Below are 18298 nucleotides of genomic sequence, written 5' to 3'. Positions count from 1 at the left end.
AGCAAGGTAAACGCATACCTGATACATCTCCAACTAGCGGGGCACCCTCACCCCAACCCCTCTCCCGGCGGGAGAGGGGCTCGAGCGACACCACGCACCCGCACCACTCCCAGCAACCCAAGGTGACCCCATGCAACTCCCCGCGCAGTGGCAGGCCGGCATCGATCGCAACACCGAGGTCCTGCGTGGTCACGCGCAGCTGCTCGCCAGCTTCAACGCACCGCGCCCCGCATCACCGGACACAAGCACTTCGCGCGGGCAGATCGCCTCCATCGTCGGCAGCACGCGCAGCCAGCCCGCACAGGCGGCGCGCCTGGCCACCCAGACACTGGGCCGCATCAATCAGGCCAACGATGGCCTGCATGCCATCACCCGCTTGTTGCCGGCGCGCGCCGCGGCCGATGCCGCGCGCGTGCAGGCCGCGCTGGCCGGCGGCAGCGATGGCGGCGCGCTGGCCGGCGTGCCGTTCGTGGTCAAGGATCTGTTCGATGTGGCCGGGCAGGTCACCACCGCCGGTGCTGCGCTGCGCGCACAGAGCACGCCGGCCACGCGCGATGCGGCCGTGGTGCAGCGCCTGAGCGATGCCGGTGCAGTGCTGGTGGGCACCGCCAACATGGACGAATTTGCCTACGGCTTTGCCACGGTCAACGCGCATTACGGCACCACCGCCAATCCGCACGACCATCGCCATCTGGCCGGCGGCTCGTCCGGTGGCTCGGCCGCCGCGGTGGCAGCTGGATTAGTGCCATTTGCACTGGGCTCGGACACCAATGGTTCGATCCGCGTGCCGGCTGCCTTGTGCGGCGTATACGGGTTGCGACCGACCCACGGCGCGCTGCCGTTGGAGGGCGTGTTCCCGTTCGTGGATGCGCTGGATGTGGTGGGCCCGTTCGCCACATCGGTCGCCGACCTGCGCCGCGTCTACGAAGTGATGCAGGGTCAACCGGTACCCGCTTGCAGCGTGGAGACGCTGCGTATCGCGCAATTGGGCGGCTGGTTCCAACGCAACCTCGATCCCGAGCTGGAGGCCGGCCTCGGCACGCTGCTCGCCGCGATCGGCGCCACCATCATCATGGAGTTGCCGGACGCCGAGCGCGCACGCGCCGCCGCCTTCGTGCTCACCGCCGCCGAGGGCGGGCACCGCCATCGCAGCAGCCTGAGCACACAGGCCGCCCAATTCGACCCGGCCACCCGCGACCGCCTGTTGGCCGGCTTGCAACTGCCGGCCAGCGCGGTGGCCGATGCACACCACTTCGCGCAGTGGTTCGCGCGGGCCATGCGCATGCTGTGGGACCGTGTGGATGTGTTGATCGCGCCGGCCACACCTGGCGTGGCGCCGCGCATCGACCAAGAGAGCATCATCATCGATGGCCTGCCGGTCTCGGCACGCGCCAACCTGGGCATCTTCACCCAACCGCTTGGGCTGGCCGCCTGCCCGGTGCTGGCCGCGCCGCTACCGCGCCCGGGTCGCTTGCCGCTGGGCGTGCAGCTGATTGCCGCGCCAGGCCGCGAAGACCGCCTGTTCGCGCTGGCCGCGCAACTCGAACGCGATGGGCTGCTCGCCTTCAGCGCACCGGCGCAGACACGCTGATGCTGCACACCCTGCGCGCACGCCGCGGCATGGTGGTCGCGCCTCACCATCTGGCCGCGCAGGCCGGGCGCGACATCCTGCGTGCCGGCGGCAACGCCATCGAAGCAGCGGTGGCCACCGCCGCCTGTCTGGCCGTGGTGTATCCGCACATGACCGGCATCGGCGGCGATGGCTTCTGGCTGATCCACGAACCCGACGGCCGCGTACACGCCATCGACGCCTGCGGCCGTGCGGCACAGGCGGCCACGCTGGACTTCTATCGCGGCCACGCCGACATCCCCTGGCGCGGCCCGGGCGCCGCCAATACCGTAGCCGGCACCGTCTCCGGCTGGGCGCTCGCGCTCCAGCACGGCGGTGGCACGCTTCCGCTGCAGCAGCTGCTGGAAGAGGCCATCCACCACGCCGAGCTGGGCGTGCCGATCACGCTCGGCGGTGCGCACATCGCCGCCAGCAAGGGCGATGAACTGCGTTGCCTGCCGGGCGCCTATGCGCGCATCTTCGAGCCGCGTGGCGCGCCCCTGCACGAGGGCGCCGTGCTGCAGCAACCGCAGCTCGCGCGCACCCTGCAACGGCTGGCGCACGATGGCCTGGACAGTTTCTACCGCGGCGCGCTCGCCGATGACATCGCCGCCGACCTACGCGCACTCGGCAGCCCGTTGCATGCGGATGACCTGGCCACACACACCGCCGAGGCCAGCGTGCCGCTCTCAGTCGCCATCGCTGGCGCACGTTTGTATAACCACGCACCGCCCACGCAAGGGCTGGCCTCGCTGTTGATCCTGGCGCTGTTCGACCGCCTGCCGGCCACGCAGGCAGACAGCTTCGCGCACCTGCATGGCTTGATCGAAGCCACCAAACAGGCCTTCCTGATTCGCGACGCCCACATCGGCGACCGCGCCTGGATGACGCTCGACGCACAAGCCCTGCTCGACGACAGCGCTGCGCTGGACGCACTGGCCGCCCGCATCGACCTGCACGCGGCCCTGCCCTGGCCGCAGCCCTCGCAGGCCGGCGACACCGTCTGGTTCGGCGCCATCGACGCGCAGGGCCGCGCGGTGAGCTGCATCCAGTCCACCTATTTCGAATTCGGCTCCGGCCTGGTGCTGCCGCATACCGGCATCACCTGGCAGAATCGCGGCTGCAGCTTTCGCCTCGCCACCGACGGCTGGAATGCACTCGCCCCAGGGCGTAAACCGTTCCACACCCTCAACCCCGCCCTGGCCACCTTCGACGATGGCCGCGTCATGGCCTACGGCACCATGGGCGGCGAAGGCCAACCGCAGACCCAGGCCGCGCTGTTCTCGCGCTACGCCCACTTCGGCATGCCGTTGCAACAGGCCATCACCGCACCGCGCTGGCTGCTCGGCCGCACCTGGGGCGACGACAGCACCACGTTGAAGCTGGAAGACCGCTTCGACCCGGCCGTGGTGCAAGCACTGCGCGACGCCGGCCACGCCGTCGAACTGTTACCGGCCTATAGCTCGGTGATGGGGCATGCTGGCGCCCTGGTGCGTGAGGTCACCGGCGTGGTGAGTGGTGCGAGCGACCCAAGATCGGATGGTGCGGTGGCTGGGTGGTGAGGGTTGGGTGCGACCTCTCGTGCCTGCGTCATCAAACGTTACAAGCGCTCACGCAAGACCTCTGCGAAGGCATGGTTGCGTACCAGCACGTTCGCCTCCAGGTTCAGTGCCAGGCTGAGTGGGTCCAGGTTGCTGGAACCGACCGTGCTCCAATACCCATCGATCACCGCAACCTTGCCATGGAACGGTCGCTCGCAGTACTCGAAGATCTGCACCCCGGCAGCGAGCAACTGGCGGTACAGCAAACGCGCTGCCAACAAGGCAAGCGGGGTGTCGGGTTGTCCCTGCACGATGAGGCGCACGTGGACGCCGCGCCGCGCGGCCGCACACAGATCACGCAGACATCCGTAGCCCGGGAAGAAGTACGCGTTGGCGATGATGATTTCCTGCCGCGCATCGGCAAATGCCTGCCGGTACGCCTGTTCGATGCTGCGCGAGCGTGAGCCGTTGTCACGCGCGATAAAGCAAACCTCGCCGCTCTCGGCAGCTGTTGATGCGGGTGATGACGGATCCGGCGTCCAGCCCTCGCCGGCCCCGCTGCCACGCGCGGCCTGCTGCATGAAGGCAGCGATATCACACACCACCGGCCCCTGCAGCTCGATGGCGTAATCCTGTTTGCCCTGCGGCCCTGACCCGGCCAGTTGATCGGCCGAATAATTGATGCCGCCGACGAAGGCAATGGCCTGATCGACGACGAGCAGCTTGCGATGCAGGCGGCGGAACATATTGATGCGCCTGCGCAGCGGTGTGGGCTCCGGGTCGAACAGGCGCAGCTGCACGCCCGCCTCGGCAAGGTCGCGTGCGTACCGCGGGGACAATGCGCACGAGCCGAATGCATCCACCAGCAGGTGTACCCGCACGCCGCGTTGTGCCGCGTCGATCAGGTGCTGCTGCAATTGCAGGCCCACCGCATCCTCGAACAGGATGAACGTTTCCAGCAGAATCTCGTCTTGCGCGGCGGCGATCATCTGGTAAAAGCGTGCGAAGTAGTTCTCGCCATTTTCCAGCAGACGCATGCGATGCCCTTGGCGCCAGCAGAGCGCGGGCTGCCGGCTCATGGCGCGATACTCGCCAATAACGGCAGATGATCGGAGAGCCGCGACCACGGCAGACCGGACAGGACGCGCGCCTGCACCACCCGCAGATTGCGCAGATAGATGCGGTCCAGCGGCAAGACCGGAAAGCGCGAGGGAAAGCTGCGCGCCACGCGCCCGTGCATGCATTCGACGGCCTCGACCAGACCACAGCGCGTGAGCAGCGGATGGCCGCGCGCCCGCCAGTCGTTGAAGTCGCCCGCCACCACGACCGGCGCATCGGCCGAGAGCGCAGCCACCCGCGCGCACAGCAGGCCGATCTGCTGCTGCCGGTGCGCTTCGTGCAAGCCGAGGTGCACGCAGAACACCTGTAGCTCCTCCGACCAGCCCGGCACCTGCAGCACCGCGTGCAGTACCCCCCGTGGCTCGTGGCCGGGCACGGACACATCGTGATTGGCGAAACTTGAGATAGGAAACTTCGACAACACCGCATTGCCATGGTGCCCGTGCGGATACACCGCATTGCGCCCATAGGAGAACTGCGGCCACAGCATTTCCGCGAGATATTCGTAATGCGCCACGGCAGGCCACTGCGCGTGTCGCCGGGCGTGCAGCGCGTGTTCGCCCAGGACTTCCTGCAGGCACACGATCTCGGCGCAGACCTCGCGAATGGCCTCACGCAACGCGGCAAGAATGAAGCGCCGCTTGAGCAGGTCAAAGCCCATGTGGGCATTGAGGGTCAGGACATTGATCAACGTGTGACTGTCATGAGGGGCTGACAATCGATTGTGCCGATGGCGTGTTCAGTGCATGTGTGAGGGCACGGTTGGCAGTTGCGCCAGCGACCGCTCGGCCTCCTTTGAGTCAGCACCTGTGCGGATGAGATGGATCGGCTCGCTTTGGTCGATCTGTCTGCTGTATGGCGGTGATTTGGACGCGGCGATCTACCTAGCGCATCGTCGATCAATTCTTGTAGCAACAGCAAACGGGGCGCCTAATAAGCGGCCAGGCTGCACGCGTTGCACGGAGAGCCCTGTCGCGCTCCCAAGCTGCGTATGACCTCTCGCGGCCGCTGAGCACGTACATCGCACATGCAAACCAGTCGCTGAGAGCACCAGCCAGATCAGGCGTAAGTGGCTCACCGCAGCAGGCGGCGTAAACCCTAAAACCGTCTCGCCGCGCGGGCCGAAATCGAGAAGGATTTCACGGTCAAGGCTGCAACCGCGCACCACTACCTGCCACCAACGATGCAGCCAACAGCAGCACGCTGGCACCGATGAAGGTGGCGGCGATGGAGACGTGATCCAGCAGCACGCCGCCCAGTGCGCCACCGAGCATGATGGCCAGCTGGATGGCGGCCACCATCAGGCCGCCACCGGCTTCCGGTGCATCTTTGATGCAGCGGCTCAGCCAGGTGGACCACGCCACCGATAGTGCCGAATTGAGCGTACCCCACGCAATCATCGCGATTGCAACGCCCCACAGCAGATGGCTGGTCAGCAGCATCGCCACGGTGGCCACGCCCAACGCCACCGGCAGCACGGTGAGCAGACTGAACAAGCGCTTCGGCAGCAGGGCCGTGGCGGCATAGGTGCCGGCAAAACCGGCCAGGCCCAGCCCGAGCAGCAGCAACGACAAGTGGGATACATCCACGTGCGCGGCGTTCTCCAGGAACGGGCGGAAATAGGTAAACGCAGAGAACGCACCGGCGAAGCCCAACATGATCGCCAGCATCGCGCGCGCCACGTAGCGACGCTTGAGCAATGCGGCGATGCTGCACAGCGAGGTGCCACCCTGCGCAGGCAAGGATGGCAGGCTGCGCCACTGCCAGGCGATGGTCAGCGCCACCAACGGCACCATGCCCCAGAACACGCCACGCCAGCCGATCACCGCGCCCAGATAGCTACCCAACGGCGCGGCAAATGCGGTCGCCACCGCGTTGCCGATGTAGACGATGCCCAGCGCCTTGGGTACCGCCTCCTCGGGCATCATGCGCATCACCGTGGCGGTGGCCAGCGCCCAAAAACCACCGATGGTGATCCCCAGCAGCGCACGCGGCGCCATCAACATGCCGAACGAATGCGCATTGGCGATCAGCAACAATGACAGCAACATAACCGCGCTCAGGCTGATCAGCACATGCCGGCGATTGAAGCGCGACGTAAGTGGCGCGATGAGCAGGCTGGCCAGCACCGCAAACAACCCCGAGATGGAGATCGCCTGCCCGGCCATGCCGGCGGTGGCATGCAGATCGGCCGCGATCGGCGTGAGCAGGCTGACCGGCATGAACTCGGAGGCGATCAACAACGCCACGCACAACGACAACGAGCCCACCGCACTCCAGGTCTGGCGGCTGGCGCTGGGCGCAGCGCGCACGGCGGCGGAAGCAGTGGATGCGGAAGACATGCAGGATCCTTTGAAGACTGGAACGGGAGAGCGCCACTGCGTTTTAGCACCGCACATGACGGCGTGGGAGCACCGAGCTGTGGCATGCGCACACGCTGCGCTGTGAGGCATTGTTCTGAAGAAGTCACGGTTGGCGCATAGCGCCCACGCCGCAACGCACGCAGCGTTGCAAGCCTCAACAAGGGCAACGCCAGGCTGCGCAGCGTACGCAGGATGGCCAGTGCGATAAAGCTGGCCAAAGCGCATGGGCTTATGAGCGCTGTTCATTGGATGGTGTGCGTTTCCGCTGCCTGGCCGTCTGCGGCATCTGTCTACTGAGGCTTGGGCGGAGGTCATGCGCCTGGTGCGGAACGCGGCGCCGGCTGGCCACGCACATGCCCTCCGTAGGCGCGCGCTTGCGCGCGATGGGGTGTTACCGGGACAGCTTCATCGCGCGCAAGCGCGCTCCTACGTGATGTGTGCCGCCATCACGGATGGCGGTCACAGTCACGCATGCAACGCCTCCGCCAAACAGTCGAATCTGCGGTGTCGTGCCTGATGTCGCGGCACTCCCGCACGCGTCGGCGGTCGTAGGAGCGCGCTTGCGCGCGATGGGGCGTCACCGAAACAGCTTCATCGCGCGCAAGCGCGCTCCTACGTGACGTGTACCGCCATCACGGATGGCAGTCACAGTCACGCGTGCAACGCCTCCGCTAAACAGGCAAAGCTGCGGCGCCTGGTCTGATGTCACGACACTCCCACACGCGTCGGCGGTCGTAGGAGCGCGCTTGCGCGCGATGGGCGTCACCGCGACAGCTCCATCGCGCGCGAGCGCGCTCCTACGTGATGTGTACCGCCATCACGGATGGCGGTACACATCACGCATACGACACCTCTGCCAAACAGGCGAATCCGCTGTGTCTGGTCTGATGTCACGACACTTCCGCACGCATCGGCGGTCGTAGGAGCGCGCTTGCGCGCGATCGGGCGTTACCGGGACAGCTTCGTCGCGCGCGAGCGCGCTCCTACGTGGTGTGTACCGCCATCACGGATGGCGGCTACAGTCACGCATTTAACACCTCCGCCAAACAGTCGAATCTGCGGCGCCTGGTCTGATGTCCCGGCACTCCCGCACGCGGCGGTCGTAGGAGCGCGCTTGCGCGCGATGGGGCGTCACCGGGACAGCTTCATCGCGCGCGAGCGCGCTCATACGTGGTGTGCGATGACGACAGCGTTGGTGTAGTCCGGCCTATCGCGCACCGCGCCGCCGAGAAAGTCGGTGGCAATGGCGCCTGGCGCCACCGTGTTGCCCGTGATACTGCGCGGTTCCAGCTCCCTGGCCAGATACACGGTCAGGATTCGACCGCGTTCCAACACCAGCGCAACCCTCAGCCCTTATGCCGCAGCGCCTCCAGCACCAGGTTGAACGCGGGCGAGGAATGCCGGCGGCTGGGGTAGAACGCGTGCAGGCCGGGCCAGGTGGGTGACCAGTCCTTCATCACCCAGCGCAGCCGCCCGGCCTTGATGTGCGGCCGGGCCAGGTCTTCCTGCACGAAGGCAATGCCGAACCCCTGCAGCGCCGCATCCAGCGCTTCATAGATGCTGTTGAAGGTGAGCTGGCCCTCCACGCGCACCGCGATCTCGCGACCGTCCTTTTCCAGTTCCCAGGCGTAGATGCCGCCGGCGCTGGTCATGCGCAGGTTGATGCACAGGTGCGCGGTGAGATCCTGCGGGGTCCTGGGCAGCGGCCGGCGTTCCAGATAGGCGGGCGAGGCGATCAATGCCATGCGCATGTCCGGGGCGATGCGCGCGGCGATCATGTCTTTTTCCACCTGGTCGCCCAGGCGCACGCCGAGATCGTAGCGGTCGGCCACGATGTCGGTCAGGCCGTTGTCCACCACCAGTTCCACCTTGATGTCCGGGTACTGGCGCAGCAGCACCGCCAGCTTGGGCCACAGGATTTCGCGCGCGGCATAGTCGGTGGCGGTGATGCGCACGCTGCCAGCCGGGGTGTCGCGCATCTCGCTCAGCGCCGACAGCGCCTCTTCGATCTCGGCAAAGCGCGGCGCCACCGTCTGGATCAGGCGCTCGCCGGCCTCGGTCGGCGCCACGCTGCGGGTGGTGCGGGTGAGCAGGCGCAGGCCGAGCGTCGCCTCCAGGCCGCGGATGGTGTGGCTGAGCGCCGACTGCGACACCCCCAGCTTTGCCGCGGCACGGGTGAAGCTGCCTTCCCGCACGATGGCGATCAGCGCCAGCAGGTCCTTGAAATTATCGCGCGCCATTGGTGAATCCGATTCATGCCCCGCATCGACTGTAACAGTCCGGCAATGGGCCTGGCACGCCCGGTCGGCGATGCGCGCAGCACGGGATTCGGCCACTGCATACCCCGCGCTCCTCTGTGCAGGTGCTCGCTCCAGGCCCGTCGCATTTTTTGCAACGCCAACCTCGAAAAAAACCGCTTTGGGGCGACACGACCGCGTTCGTATAGTCGAGGCGCCCCCTCCCGCCCCCGCAACACGGGCCACCACATCGAGCACGCAGACATGCCCCAGCCCACCGCTGCGTTTGCCCTGCCATACCGCCTCCGGGTCGCCGCATGCTGAGTGCGGTGGCGAGCAACGCCCCGGTTGCCTCCGGCGCACGGGCGGTGGCGCGCTGTGATGCGCTGGGCGTGGCGCCTTTCAGCGACACCCCCACCGGTCTGTTTCGCAGCTGGCTCAGCCCGGCGCATCGCGCCGCCACCGAGCAGGTGGGCACGTGGATGCGCCAGGCCGGCATGCAGGTGCGCCTGGATGCGGCCGCCAATCTGGTCGGGCGCTACGAAGGCGCGCATGCGCACGCACCGGCGCTGTTGATCGGCAGCCACCTGGACAGCGTGCGCGCGGCCGGGCGCTATGACGGCCCGCTGGGCGTGCTGCTCGGCATCGAATGCGTGGCCGCGCTGCACGCACAAGAGCGCCGGCTGCCGTTTGCGATCGAAGTCGTTGGGTTCGGCGATGAAGAAGGCTCGCGCTTTCCGGCATCGATGTTCTGTAGCCGCGCGGTGGCCGGCACGCTGGATGCGGCCGCCCTGGCCGTGCGCGATCCAGACGGCGTCGACGTGGCCACCGCGCTGGCCGCGTGGGGCCTGGACGCCGCACGTCTACATGAAGCCGCGCGCGTGCCGGGCAGCGTGCTGGCGTATCTGGAAACGCATATCGAACAAGGCCCGGTGCTGGAAGCCGCGCAGCTGCCGGTTGGCATCGTCACCGGCATCGCCGCGCAACGGCGCTTTCGGCTGCGCTTCGACGGCCGCGCCGGCCACGCCGGCACCACCACCATGGCGCTGCGCCGCGACGCCTTGAGCGCGGCGGCCGAAGCGCTGCTGATGATCGAGCAGATTGCGCGCAGTGGCGGCGGCGATCTGGTTGCCACGGTCGGCAAGCTGGAGGTCGCCCCCGGCGCCATTAACGTGGTGCCCGGCCGCGTGGACTGCACGCTGGACGTGCGCGCCGGCGATGACCACCGCCGCGACGCTGCAGTGGCGCAGATCGAACGCGCCCTGGAGCAGGTGGTTGCCGCGCGCGGGGTTGCCATCGCCGTCGAGCCGCTGCAGGCGCTGGCGGCCAGCCCCTGCGCGCCGGCATTGATCGCCCGCCTGACGCAAGCGGTCGCCGCGCAAGGCATCACACCACGGCCGCTGGTCTCCGGCGCCGGGCACGACGCCATGGTGATGGCGGCGCTCTGCCCCACCGCGATGCTGTTCGTGCGCTGCGCCGGCGGCATCAGCCATCATCCGGACGAACACGTCGACCCGGCCGATGCCGAGGTCGCCCTGGCGGTGATGCGCCATTTCATCGAACACTTCGGAGCTCCCATTGGCACCTGACCTGCGCCACCTGCACACCTTCGGCGAACTGGATCCGCCGCAACGCCTGTTGATGGGCCCCGGCCCGGTCAATGCGCATCCACGCGTGCTGCGTGCGATGGCGGCCGACCTGCTTGGCCAGTTCGACCCGGAAATGACCACCTACATGAACGAGGTGATGGCGCTGTACCGCCCCTTGTTCGGCACCCAGAACCGCTGGACTTTTTTGGTCGATGGCACGGCGCGCGCCGGCATCGAAGCCGCGCTGGTTTCGTTGGTGCAGCCGGGCGACCGCGTGCTGGTGATCAACTTCGGCCGCTTCGGTTTGTTGCTGACCGAAATCCTTGGCCGACTCGGCGCCGACGTCCACACCGTGGATGCGCCGTGGGGCGAGGTGGTGCCGCTGGCGGCGATTGCCGAGGCGATCACACGCGTGGCACCCAAGCTGGTGGCCACCGTGCACGGCGACACCTCCACCACCATGGCGCAGCCGCTCGATGGCCTGGGCGCGCTGTGCCGCGCAGCGGGCGCGCTGTCTTACGTGGACGCCACAGCCACCATCGGCGGCATGGACATCGCCAGCGACCGCTGGGAGGTGGACGTGGTCACCGCGGGGCTGCAGAAATGCCTGGGCGGGCCGTCCGGCTCGGCGCCGATCACTGTCTCTGCCGCGGCAGCGGAGGCGATCTTTGCGCGGCGGCATGTCGAACGCGGCATCGTGCGCGAGGACATCGCCAACGGCAGCGGCCCACGCATCGCCTCGAATTATTTCGACCTGGCGATGATCATGGATTACTGGTCCGACAAGCGCCTCAATCACCACACCGAAGCCACCACCATGCTGTACGGCGCGCGCGAATGCGCACGCGTGGCCTTGCAGGAAGGCCTGGAGGCGCGCTACGCGCGGCATGCGGCTGCCGGCCGCGCGGTCAGTGCCGGCGTGCGCGCACTGGGGCTGGAGGTCTTCGGCGACGATGCGCACCGCATGAGCAATGTCACCGGCGTGGTCATCCCGCACGGCGTCGACAGTGAAGCGGTGCGTCGGCGCATGCGCGAAGATTTTGAAATCGAGATCGGCACCGCGTTCGGCCCGCTGCAAGGCAGGATCTGGCGCATCGGTGCGATGGGCTACAACGCGATGAAGCACAAGGTGCTGCTCACCCTGGCCGCACTGGAAGCGGTGCTGCGCGCCGAGGGCTACGCGTGCACCCAAGGCCTGGCGGTCGAAGCCGCACGCGCCGCCTGGCATGCGGAGCCGGCTGCATGAGTACGGCGCGCGACCTGGTCGGTTATGGCGCCACGCCGCCGCCGGCGCAATGGCCAGGTGGCGCGCGCATCGCGGTGCAGTTCGTCATCAACTACGAAGAGGGCGCGGAAAACTGCGTGCTCAACGGCGATGCCGGTTCGGAAGCGTTCCTGTCGGAAATGGTCGGCGCGCCGTCGCATCCGGGCGCACGCGCCATGGCGATGGAAAGCCTGTACGAATACGGCAGCCGCGCCGGGTTCTGGCGGCTGCATCGGCTGTTCAGCGCGCGCGGCGTGCCGGTCACCGTGTTCGGTGTCGCCACCGCGCTCGCCGCCAATCCCGAGGCGGTGGCGGCGATGCAATCGGCCGACTGGGAAATCGCCAGCCATGGGTTGCGCTGGATCGACTACCAGCACGTGGATGCAGCCACCGAACGCGCGCATCTGGCCGAGGCCATCGCCCTGCATACGCAAGTCACCGGCAGCCGCCCGCTTGGCTGGTATCAAGGCCGCACAAGCCCCAACACCGCGCGTCTAGTGGCCGAGGAAGGCGGCTTTGTCTACGACGCCGACAGCTATGCCGACGACGTGCCGTACTACGACCGGCGCCACGGCCGCGCGCAACTGATCGTGCCGTACACGCTCGATGTCAACGACATGAAATTCGTCGCCTACAACGGTTTTGCCGATGGCGAGCCGTTCTTCCGCTATCTGCACGACAGCTTCGAACAACTGCGCAGCGAAGGCGGGCGCATGCTCTCCATCGGCCTGCACGGGCGCATCGTCGGCAAGCCGGCGCGTGCCGCGGCGCTGGCACGTTTTGTCGATCACGTGCTGGCCAGTGGCGATGCCTGGGTTGCACGCCGTATCGACATTGCGCGCCACTGGCTACAGGTGCACCCGGCATGAGCATCGACACGGCCAGCATCGATCTGCCGGAAGTGATCGCCGAGGTCACCGCGGCATTCCATGCGTATGAGCAGGCCTTGATGCACGACGATATCGCCGCGATGGATGCGCTGTTCCATGCCGCGCCAAGCACGGTGCGTTATGGCGTGGGCGAGGTGCTGTACGGCAGCGAGGCGATCCGTGCATTTCGCATCGGCCGTGGCGGCTCGCCGCAGCGCCAGCTCGTGCACGTTGCGGTGCACGGCTTCGGCCAGGATCTTGCCACCACGCATGCGGAATTCGTGCGCGAGGGCAGCATCGCGCACGGCCGCCAGAGCCAGACCTGGGTGCGCTTTGCCGACGGCTGGAAAGTGGTGGCTGCGCACGTCTCGCTGCAAGGCAGCCACGCATGAGCGTGATCGATGCCAACGCGCTGGACACCGCCGCCTTCGTGGCGCGCTACCGCGCGCTGTTCGAGCATTCGCCATGGGTAGTCGAACGCGCTGCGCGCCGCCGCCCGTTCGACGATGTGTTTGGCGGATTGATGCAGGTGGTGTACGACGCCTCACCCGACGATCAGCTGGCGCTGATCCGCGCGCATCCAGAGCTGGCCGGCAAGGCCGCAATCGATCGCACCCTCACTGCCGCCTCCGCCGCAGAGCAGGCCTCGGCCGGCCTGGACCGGCTCGACGAAGACGAATTCAACCGCTTCCACGCACTCAACCACGCCTACCGGCAGCGCTTTGGGTTCCCCTTCGTGATCTGCGTGCGCCTGCAGGACAAGGCCGGAATCCTGGCCGAACTGCAGCGCCGCCTGGACGCATCACGCAACGACGAAATCGCCACCGCCCTCGCCGAGATCGGCAAGATCGTGCACCTGCGCCTGGAGGCATTGCCATGAGCCTGGCTCAACTCGAACACGCGCTGCAACACGACCTGCAACGCCTCGCCCACGGCGGCGAACCCTGGGTGCGCCCGCGCGTGCATCCGGCCGGCCATGTGTACGACGTGGTCATCGTCGGCGCCGGGCAGAGCGGCCTGGGCGCGGCCTTCGCCCTGCAACGCGAGCGCGTGCATAACGTGTTGGTGATCGACGAAAACCCGCCCGGGCAGGAGGGCCCCTGGGTCACCTACGCACGCATGCAGACGCTGCGCACGCCCAAGCAGATCACTTCGATCGACCTGGGCGTGCCCACGCTCACCTTCCGCGCCTGGTGGGAAGCGCAGCACGGTGCCGCCGGCTGGGACGCACTGGACAAGATTCCGCGCGGCACCTGGATGGACTACCTGCGCTGGTACCGCGCGGCGCTGCGGCTGCCGGTGCGCAATGCCACCCAGCTGGTGCGCATCGAGCCAGACGCCGCGCCCGGCATCCATCGCCTGCACCTGGCGATGGGCGCGCCGCTGATGGCGCGCAAGATCATCCTGGCCACCGGCATCCAGGGCGGCGGCCAATGGCAGGTGCCTGAGTGGATCACCCAGGCCCTGCCGGCGCAGCGTTACGCGCATACTTCCGGCCCCATCGATTACGCCGCATTGGCCGGCAAGCGCGTGGGCATCCTGGGTGGCGGCGCCTCGGCGTTCGACAACGCCTGCTTCGCGCTGGACCAGGGCGTGGCGCGTGCGGAAGTATTCGTGCGCCGCGCCGCGCTGCCGCGGGTCAACCCGATCCGCCACATGGAACAGGCCGGCATCATTCCGCGCTTCGCCGCCCTGCCCGACGCCGACAAGTACCGCATGATGGCCAGCTTCTTCGGCCGCAACCAACCGCCCACCAACGACACCTTCCAGCGCGCCTGCGCGCATGCCGGCTTTGTGCTGCACCTGGACGCGCCATGGCTGGGCGTGGAAGAACGCAACGACGCGGTGGTGGTGCGCACCCCGCAGGGCGAGCACCGCTTCGACTTCCTGGCCATCGCCACCGGCCTGGTCACCGACCCGCGGCTGCGCCCGGAGCTGGCCGCGCTGTCCGGGCGCATCGCCTGCTGGGCCGACCGCTACCAGGCCCCGCCCGGCCAGGCCAATCCGGTGCTGGACGCGCACCCCTACCTGGGCCCTGGATTCGAGCTACTGCCCCGCACGCCCGACGATGCCGCCGCGGTGCACGGGCTGTTCGCCTTCAACTATTCGGCGCTGATCAACCACGGCTTGTCTGCAGCGGCGTTATCGGGGCTGAAAGTGGCGCTGCCGCGGCTGGCACGGGCGGTGGCCGACCAGCTGTTCCTGGACGACCGCCAGGCCATGGTCGAGGCCTACCTGGGCTACGACCAGGCCGAATTCGTCGGCCAATGGCCACAGCCCACGCAGGCGGTGGCATGAGCACGCTCTCCACCCATGTGCTCGACACCGCCGCCGGCCGCCCGGCTGCGGGCGTCACGCTGCGCCTGTTCGCCGGCGACACCCTGTGCCTGGAGGCGGCCACCGATGCCGACGGGCGCTGCCCGGCCCTGGCCACGTTGCATCTGGCAAGGGGCCGCTACCGGCTGGAGTTCGACGTGGCCGGCTACTGGCAGGCCAGCGGCACCGCGCTGGCCGACCCGCCGTTCCTGGAGATGGTGCCGATCGTCTTCAACCTAGGCGAGCATGGCCATTACCACGTGCCGCTGCTGCTGTCGCCGTACGGCTATTCCACCTATCGCGGCAGCTGATCTGCGCCGGTGTGGGCCGCGTCACCGGCGCAAGCGGCACCGACCACACGCCCGGTTTCACCGCGCGCCCGTAGAATGGCCGCTTTCCGGCACCGCGCCGGAGCTCCGGAACCGCCATGATTCACAACGATGTACTGCGCAGCATCCGCTACATGCTCGACCTCAGCGACGACAAGGTGGTGGAGATCGCCCAGCTGGCCGACCCCGCATTCGCGCTCGACAAGCCGCAGGTGCAGGCCTGGCTGAAAAAGGAAGACGAGCCCGGTTTCGAGCCCTGCACGGATGCGATGCTGGCGCGCTTTTTGGATGGCCTGGTGCTGCGCTTCCGCGGCCGCGACGAAAGCCAGCCGCCGCGCCCGCTGGAAACCCGCGTCGGCAACAACCTGGTGCTGAAGAAGCTGCGCGTGGCCTTCGAACTGAAAGACGTGGACATGCACGCCATCTTCGCCAACGCTGGTTTCCCGCTGTCCAAGCCGGAACTGTCGGCGCTGTTCCGCCAACCCGGCCACAAGAACTTCCGCCCCTGCGGCGACCAGCTGCTACGCGCCTTCCTCAAGGGCCTCACCGCCCGCATGCGCGAAGCCGGGTAAGCCCGCGACCAGCAGGCGCCTGCTCAACCGGCAGGCGGCCATGTGCGTGGAACCGGCATGGACGACGCGTACGTTCCGGTCCCTTCGCAGCAGTTGCACCACTTGACGGCCGCTGACGGCGTCTCGCGGCCGCCCCAACGCGACCTGCCGTGCAACGGCCGTTGCGGGTGATGAAGCTCGGCACGCCAGTGCGCCGCACCTGCACGCATCGCAGCGTGTGAGAGGGCAGCAATGCACCCGCGCTGCGACGCGCACGACCTCGATGCAGCCTGATGACACGGCCACATCGCCAGGTCGATGCGCTTGCTCAGGCAGCCGCCACCAGACGCGGGCGCCGTGCATCCAGGCGGAACACCGAGACCGCTTCGCTCAGTTCCACGGCCTGTTCTTCCATCGCACGTGCCGCGGCCGAGGCTTCTTCCACCAGCGCGGCGTTGCGCTGGGTGGTTTCGTCCATGTCGTTGACCGTGCGTGCCACCTGTTCGATGCCGGACGACTGCTCGCGTGACGCCGCGGAAATCTCAGCGATCAAGGTGGTGACCTGCTGCACCGACTGCACGATCTGCTGCATCGTCTGCCCGGCCTGCTCCACCCGTGCACTGCCACGTTCGACGCTATCCACCGAGGCGTCGATCAAGTGCTTGACCTCCTTGGCGGCACCGGCCGAGCGCTGCGCCAGCGCACGCACTTCCGAGGCCACTACCGCAAATCCACGGCCCTGCTCGCCGGCGCGCGCCGCTTCTACCGCGGCGTTCAGGGCCAGGATATTGGTCTGGAACGCGATGCCGTCGATGACGCTGATGATCTCGGCGATCTTCTTTGACGATACTTCGATCTCGCCCATCGTCTCCACCACGCTGCCCACCATGTCGCCGCCACGGCCGGCGATGTCGGCTGCCGCCTGCGCGCCGCGACTGGCCTGCTGCGCGGTGTCGGCGTTCTGCCGCACGGTCGAGGTGAGTTCTTCCATGGAGGCTGCCGTTTCTTCCAGGTTGGCGGCCTGTTGTTCGGTGCGTTGGGCCAGGTCGGCATTGCCGGCGGCAATTTCCGCCGAAGCAGTGCGGATGGTCTGCGCCGCCAGCGTGATGTCGCCGACGATGTCGGTGAGCCGCTGCACGGTGGCGTTGGCATCGTCACGCATGCGCGCGAACACGCCTTGCTGGTTGCCGTGCATGCGCGCGGTCAGGTCGCCGTCGGCAATGGCCTTGAGCAACTGCGACAGCTCGCCCAGGTTGTGGTCCACGTTGTGCATCAAACCATTGAGGCCGTCCACCATGCCGCGGAATTCGAACTGATACGCCTGCGCATTGCCGCGCGTGGCGAAGTCGCCGGCTGCCGCGGCCTCGACCAGCCCGCGGATTTCGCCGTTGATGGCGGCCAGGTTGTGCTTGGTGGTGTCCATGGCTTCGGTGATGCGCGCCTTTTCGCCCGGCAGACGCGGCATCTCCACCGACATGTCGCCCACCGCGTAATGCTGCATCACCTGCAACATGTCGCCGATCAGGCCCACCTGCGCACCCACCAGGCCGTTGGTGTCGCTCACCATGCGGCCGTAGGCGCCCGGGAATGCGTCGGCGTCCATCCGGTAGCTCATTTCGCCGGCTTCATGCCGCTGCGCCATGTCGGCCTGCGCGCTGGAAACATCGGCGAGCGTGCTGACCACCTGGGTCATGGCCTGGCCCAGCAGGCCGATTTCATCGCGGTTGCCGATCACCGCACGTGCGGCCAGATCGCCGGCCGCCACCGAACGCGCCGCGCGCGCCACGATTTCGATCGGGCGCACGATGGAGCGGCGGATCCACCAACCCAGCACCACCACCAGGCACAGCGCCGCGGCAATCGTCGCCACGCCGGCATACACCAGCTTCTGCTGCGCTGCCTGGGCACTGGCGAGCACCGCGGCGTCGGCCAGCGTCTTGGCGCGGGTCACCAGTGCCTCCAGGGCCTGGCTGGGCGCGCGGTCCTGCCCCTTCACCAGCGCATCGCCCACTTGGGTGTCATAGCCGGCATCGGCGAACTTGCCCAAAGCGGCTTCGTAATGCGCCTGCAGAGTCAGATGCGCCTTGGCGAATTCCTGCGCCAGCGCGCGTGCCTGCGCATCCGACAGGGTCTTGGTCAGCGCTTCGGTACCGGCCTGCACCTTGCTGCCCTGCGCGCGGAAGGCACTCAAGTGCTTGTCCAGCTGCGCCGGGTCGCGGCCGCGGATCAGCACATTTTTCCATTCCTGCACCTGCATGCGGAAATCGCGGGTGACCTCTTCGCTCGCCGATGCCTGCGCCACTTCCAGCGGCACCTTGCCGGACAGGCTCAACCACGCGGTTCCCAGCCCCCCGAGCGCGCACAGCAGGATGACCGATAGACCCAGCGCGAGCGCGCCAAGCAATTTGCTTTGCAGACTGATGAAGCGGGGGGACGGGGAGGACATACCGGAGATTCACTGGAGGATGTCCTATTGATATCGACGCGCCTGCCTGGCACTGAAGTCTGCGG

Annotated in this window: 16 protein-coding genes; 10 read left to right on the top strand and 6 right to left on the bottom strand. The window is 67.7% G+C overall.

All coding sequences use genetic code 11. From position 1 onward, the window contains the following. Window positions 1–130 precede the first annotated feature (130 nt). Complete coding sequence (locus tag ACCQ09_RS01530; RefSeq protein ID WP_040940401.1) at window positions 131–1591, top strand: AtzE family amidohydrolase; 1461 nt, start codon at window positions 131–133, stop codon at window positions 1589–1591. After that, complete coding sequence (locus ACCQ09_RS01525; RefSeq protein ID WP_040940400.1) at window positions 1591–3171, top strand: gamma-glutamyltransferase family protein; 1581 nt, start codon at window positions 1591–1593, stop codon at window positions 3169–3171. The genes ACCQ09_RS01530 and ACCQ09_RS01525 overlap by 1 nt, the downstream gene beginning before the upstream one ends. Window positions 3172–3209: 38 nt before the next feature. Here the strand turns inward: ACCQ09_RS01525 and clsB are convergent, their stop codons facing one another. From clsB to ACCQ09_RS01500, 5 genes are all read right to left on the bottom strand, one after another. After that, the gene (clsB, locus tag ACCQ09_RS01520) at window positions 3210–4229 is read right to left on the bottom strand and encodes a cardiolipin synthase ClsB (RefSeq protein ID WP_011035545.1); all 1020 of its coding nucleotides are present in this window, start codon (window positions 4227–4229) and stop codon (window positions 3210–3212) included. Next, window positions 4226–4960 carry an endonuclease/exonuclease/phosphatase family protein gene (locus ACCQ09_RS01515; protein WP_040940399.1) on the bottom strand — a complete coding sequence of 245 codons (735 nt, stop codon included), beginning with the start codon at window positions 4958–4960 and terminating at the stop codon, window positions 4226–4228. Before ACCQ09_RS01515 ends, clsB begins: the two co-directional genes overlap by 4 nt. Window positions 4961–5414: 454 nt before the next feature. Continuing rightward, window positions 5415–6611 carry an MFS transporter gene (locus ACCQ09_RS01510; protein WP_040940398.1) on the bottom strand — a complete coding sequence of 399 codons (1197 nt, stop codon included), beginning with the start codon at window positions 6609–6611 and terminating at the stop codon, window positions 5415–5417. A gap of 1185 nt (window positions 6612–7796) precedes the next feature. Next, complete coding sequence (locus tag ACCQ09_RS01505; protein ID WP_016944921.1) at window positions 7797–7967, bottom strand: hypothetical protein; 171 nt, start codon at window positions 7965–7967, stop codon at window positions 7797–7799. 11 nt (window positions 7968–7978) lie between these two features. Further along, a complete protein-coding gene (locus tag ACCQ09_RS01500) occupies window positions 7979–8872 on the bottom strand; it encodes a LysR family transcriptional regulator (RefSeq protein WP_016944922.1) in 894 nt (297 codons plus the stop codon). 314 nt (window positions 8873–9186) lie between these two features. On the opposite strand from ACCQ09_RS01500, the gene ACCQ09_RS01495 reads away from it, so the two are divergent. The 8 genes from ACCQ09_RS01495 to ACCQ09_RS01460 all read left to right on the top strand — a co-directional run bounded on the left by ACCQ09_RS01495 (window position 9187) and on the right by ACCQ09_RS01460 (window position 15808). Further along, window positions 9187–10458 (top strand): allantoate amidohydrolase, encoded by a 1272-nt coding sequence (locus ACCQ09_RS01495; protein WP_012437072.1) that lies wholly within the window; start codon window positions 9187–9189, stop codon window positions 10456–10458. Beyond that, window positions 10448–11704, top strand: a complete 1257-nt coding sequence (locus ACCQ09_RS01490; protein ID WP_040940397.1) for a pyridoxal-phosphate-dependent aminotransferase family protein — start codon at window positions 10448–10450, stop codon at window positions 11702–11704. Before ACCQ09_RS01495 ends, ACCQ09_RS01490 begins: the two co-directional genes overlap by 11 nt. Further along, complete coding sequence (gene puuE / locus ACCQ09_RS01485; protein WP_011035537.1) at window positions 11701–12591, top strand: allantoinase PuuE; 891 nt, start codon at window positions 11701–11703, stop codon at window positions 12589–12591. Before ACCQ09_RS01490 ends, puuE begins: the two co-directional genes overlap by 4 nt. Continuing rightward, complete coding sequence (gene hpxZ, locus ACCQ09_RS01480; RefSeq protein WP_040940396.1) at window positions 12588–12983, top strand: oxalurate catabolism protein HpxZ; 396 nt, start codon at window positions 12588–12590, stop codon at window positions 12981–12983. Before puuE ends, hpxZ begins: the two co-directional genes overlap by 4 nt. Beyond that, complete coding sequence (uraD, locus tag ACCQ09_RS01475; RefSeq protein ID WP_040940395.1) at window positions 12980–13471, top strand: 2-oxo-4-hydroxy-4-carboxy-5-ureidoimidazoline decarboxylase; 492 nt, start codon at window positions 12980–12982, stop codon at window positions 13469–13471. The genes hpxZ and uraD overlap by 4 nt, the downstream gene beginning before the upstream one ends. After that, on the top strand, window positions 13468–14889 hold the full coding sequence (gene hpyO, locus ACCQ09_RS01470; protein WP_040940394.1) for an FAD-dependent urate hydroxylase HpyO: 1422 nt from the start codon (window positions 13468–13470) through the stop codon (window positions 14887–14889). Before uraD ends, hpyO begins: the two co-directional genes overlap by 4 nt. Next, complete coding sequence (uraH, locus tag ACCQ09_RS01465; RefSeq protein ID WP_011035533.1) at window positions 14859–15218, top strand: hydroxyisourate hydrolase; 360 nt, start codon at window positions 14859–14861, stop codon at window positions 15216–15218. The genes hpyO and uraH overlap by 31 nt, the downstream gene beginning before the upstream one ends. A gap of 116 nt (window positions 15219–15334) precedes the next feature. Further along, complete coding sequence (locus ACCQ09_RS01460; RefSeq protein ID WP_040940393.1) at window positions 15335–15808, top strand: YehS family protein; 474 nt, start codon at window positions 15335–15337, stop codon at window positions 15806–15808. A gap of 307 nt (window positions 15809–16115) precedes the next feature. Here ACCQ09_RS01460 and ACCQ09_RS01455 read toward each other — a convergent pair whose 3' ends face one another. Then, window positions 16116–18233, bottom strand: coding sequence for a methyl-accepting chemotaxis protein (locus tag ACCQ09_RS01455; RefSeq protein WP_040940392.1), 2118 nt, complete (start codon window positions 18231–18233; stop codon window positions 16116–16118). Window positions 18234–18298 lie beyond the last annotated feature (65 nt).

This window comes from Xanthomonas sp. NCPPB 2586, assembly GCF_041475775.2.
GTDB classification, from domain to species: domain Bacteria; phylum Pseudomonadota; class Gammaproteobacteria; order Xanthomonadales; family Xanthomonadaceae; genus Xanthomonas; species Xanthomonas campestris.
The sequence above is the reverse complement of the archived record's forward strand: the minus strand, read 5'-3'. Positions and strand labels throughout refer to the sequence as shown.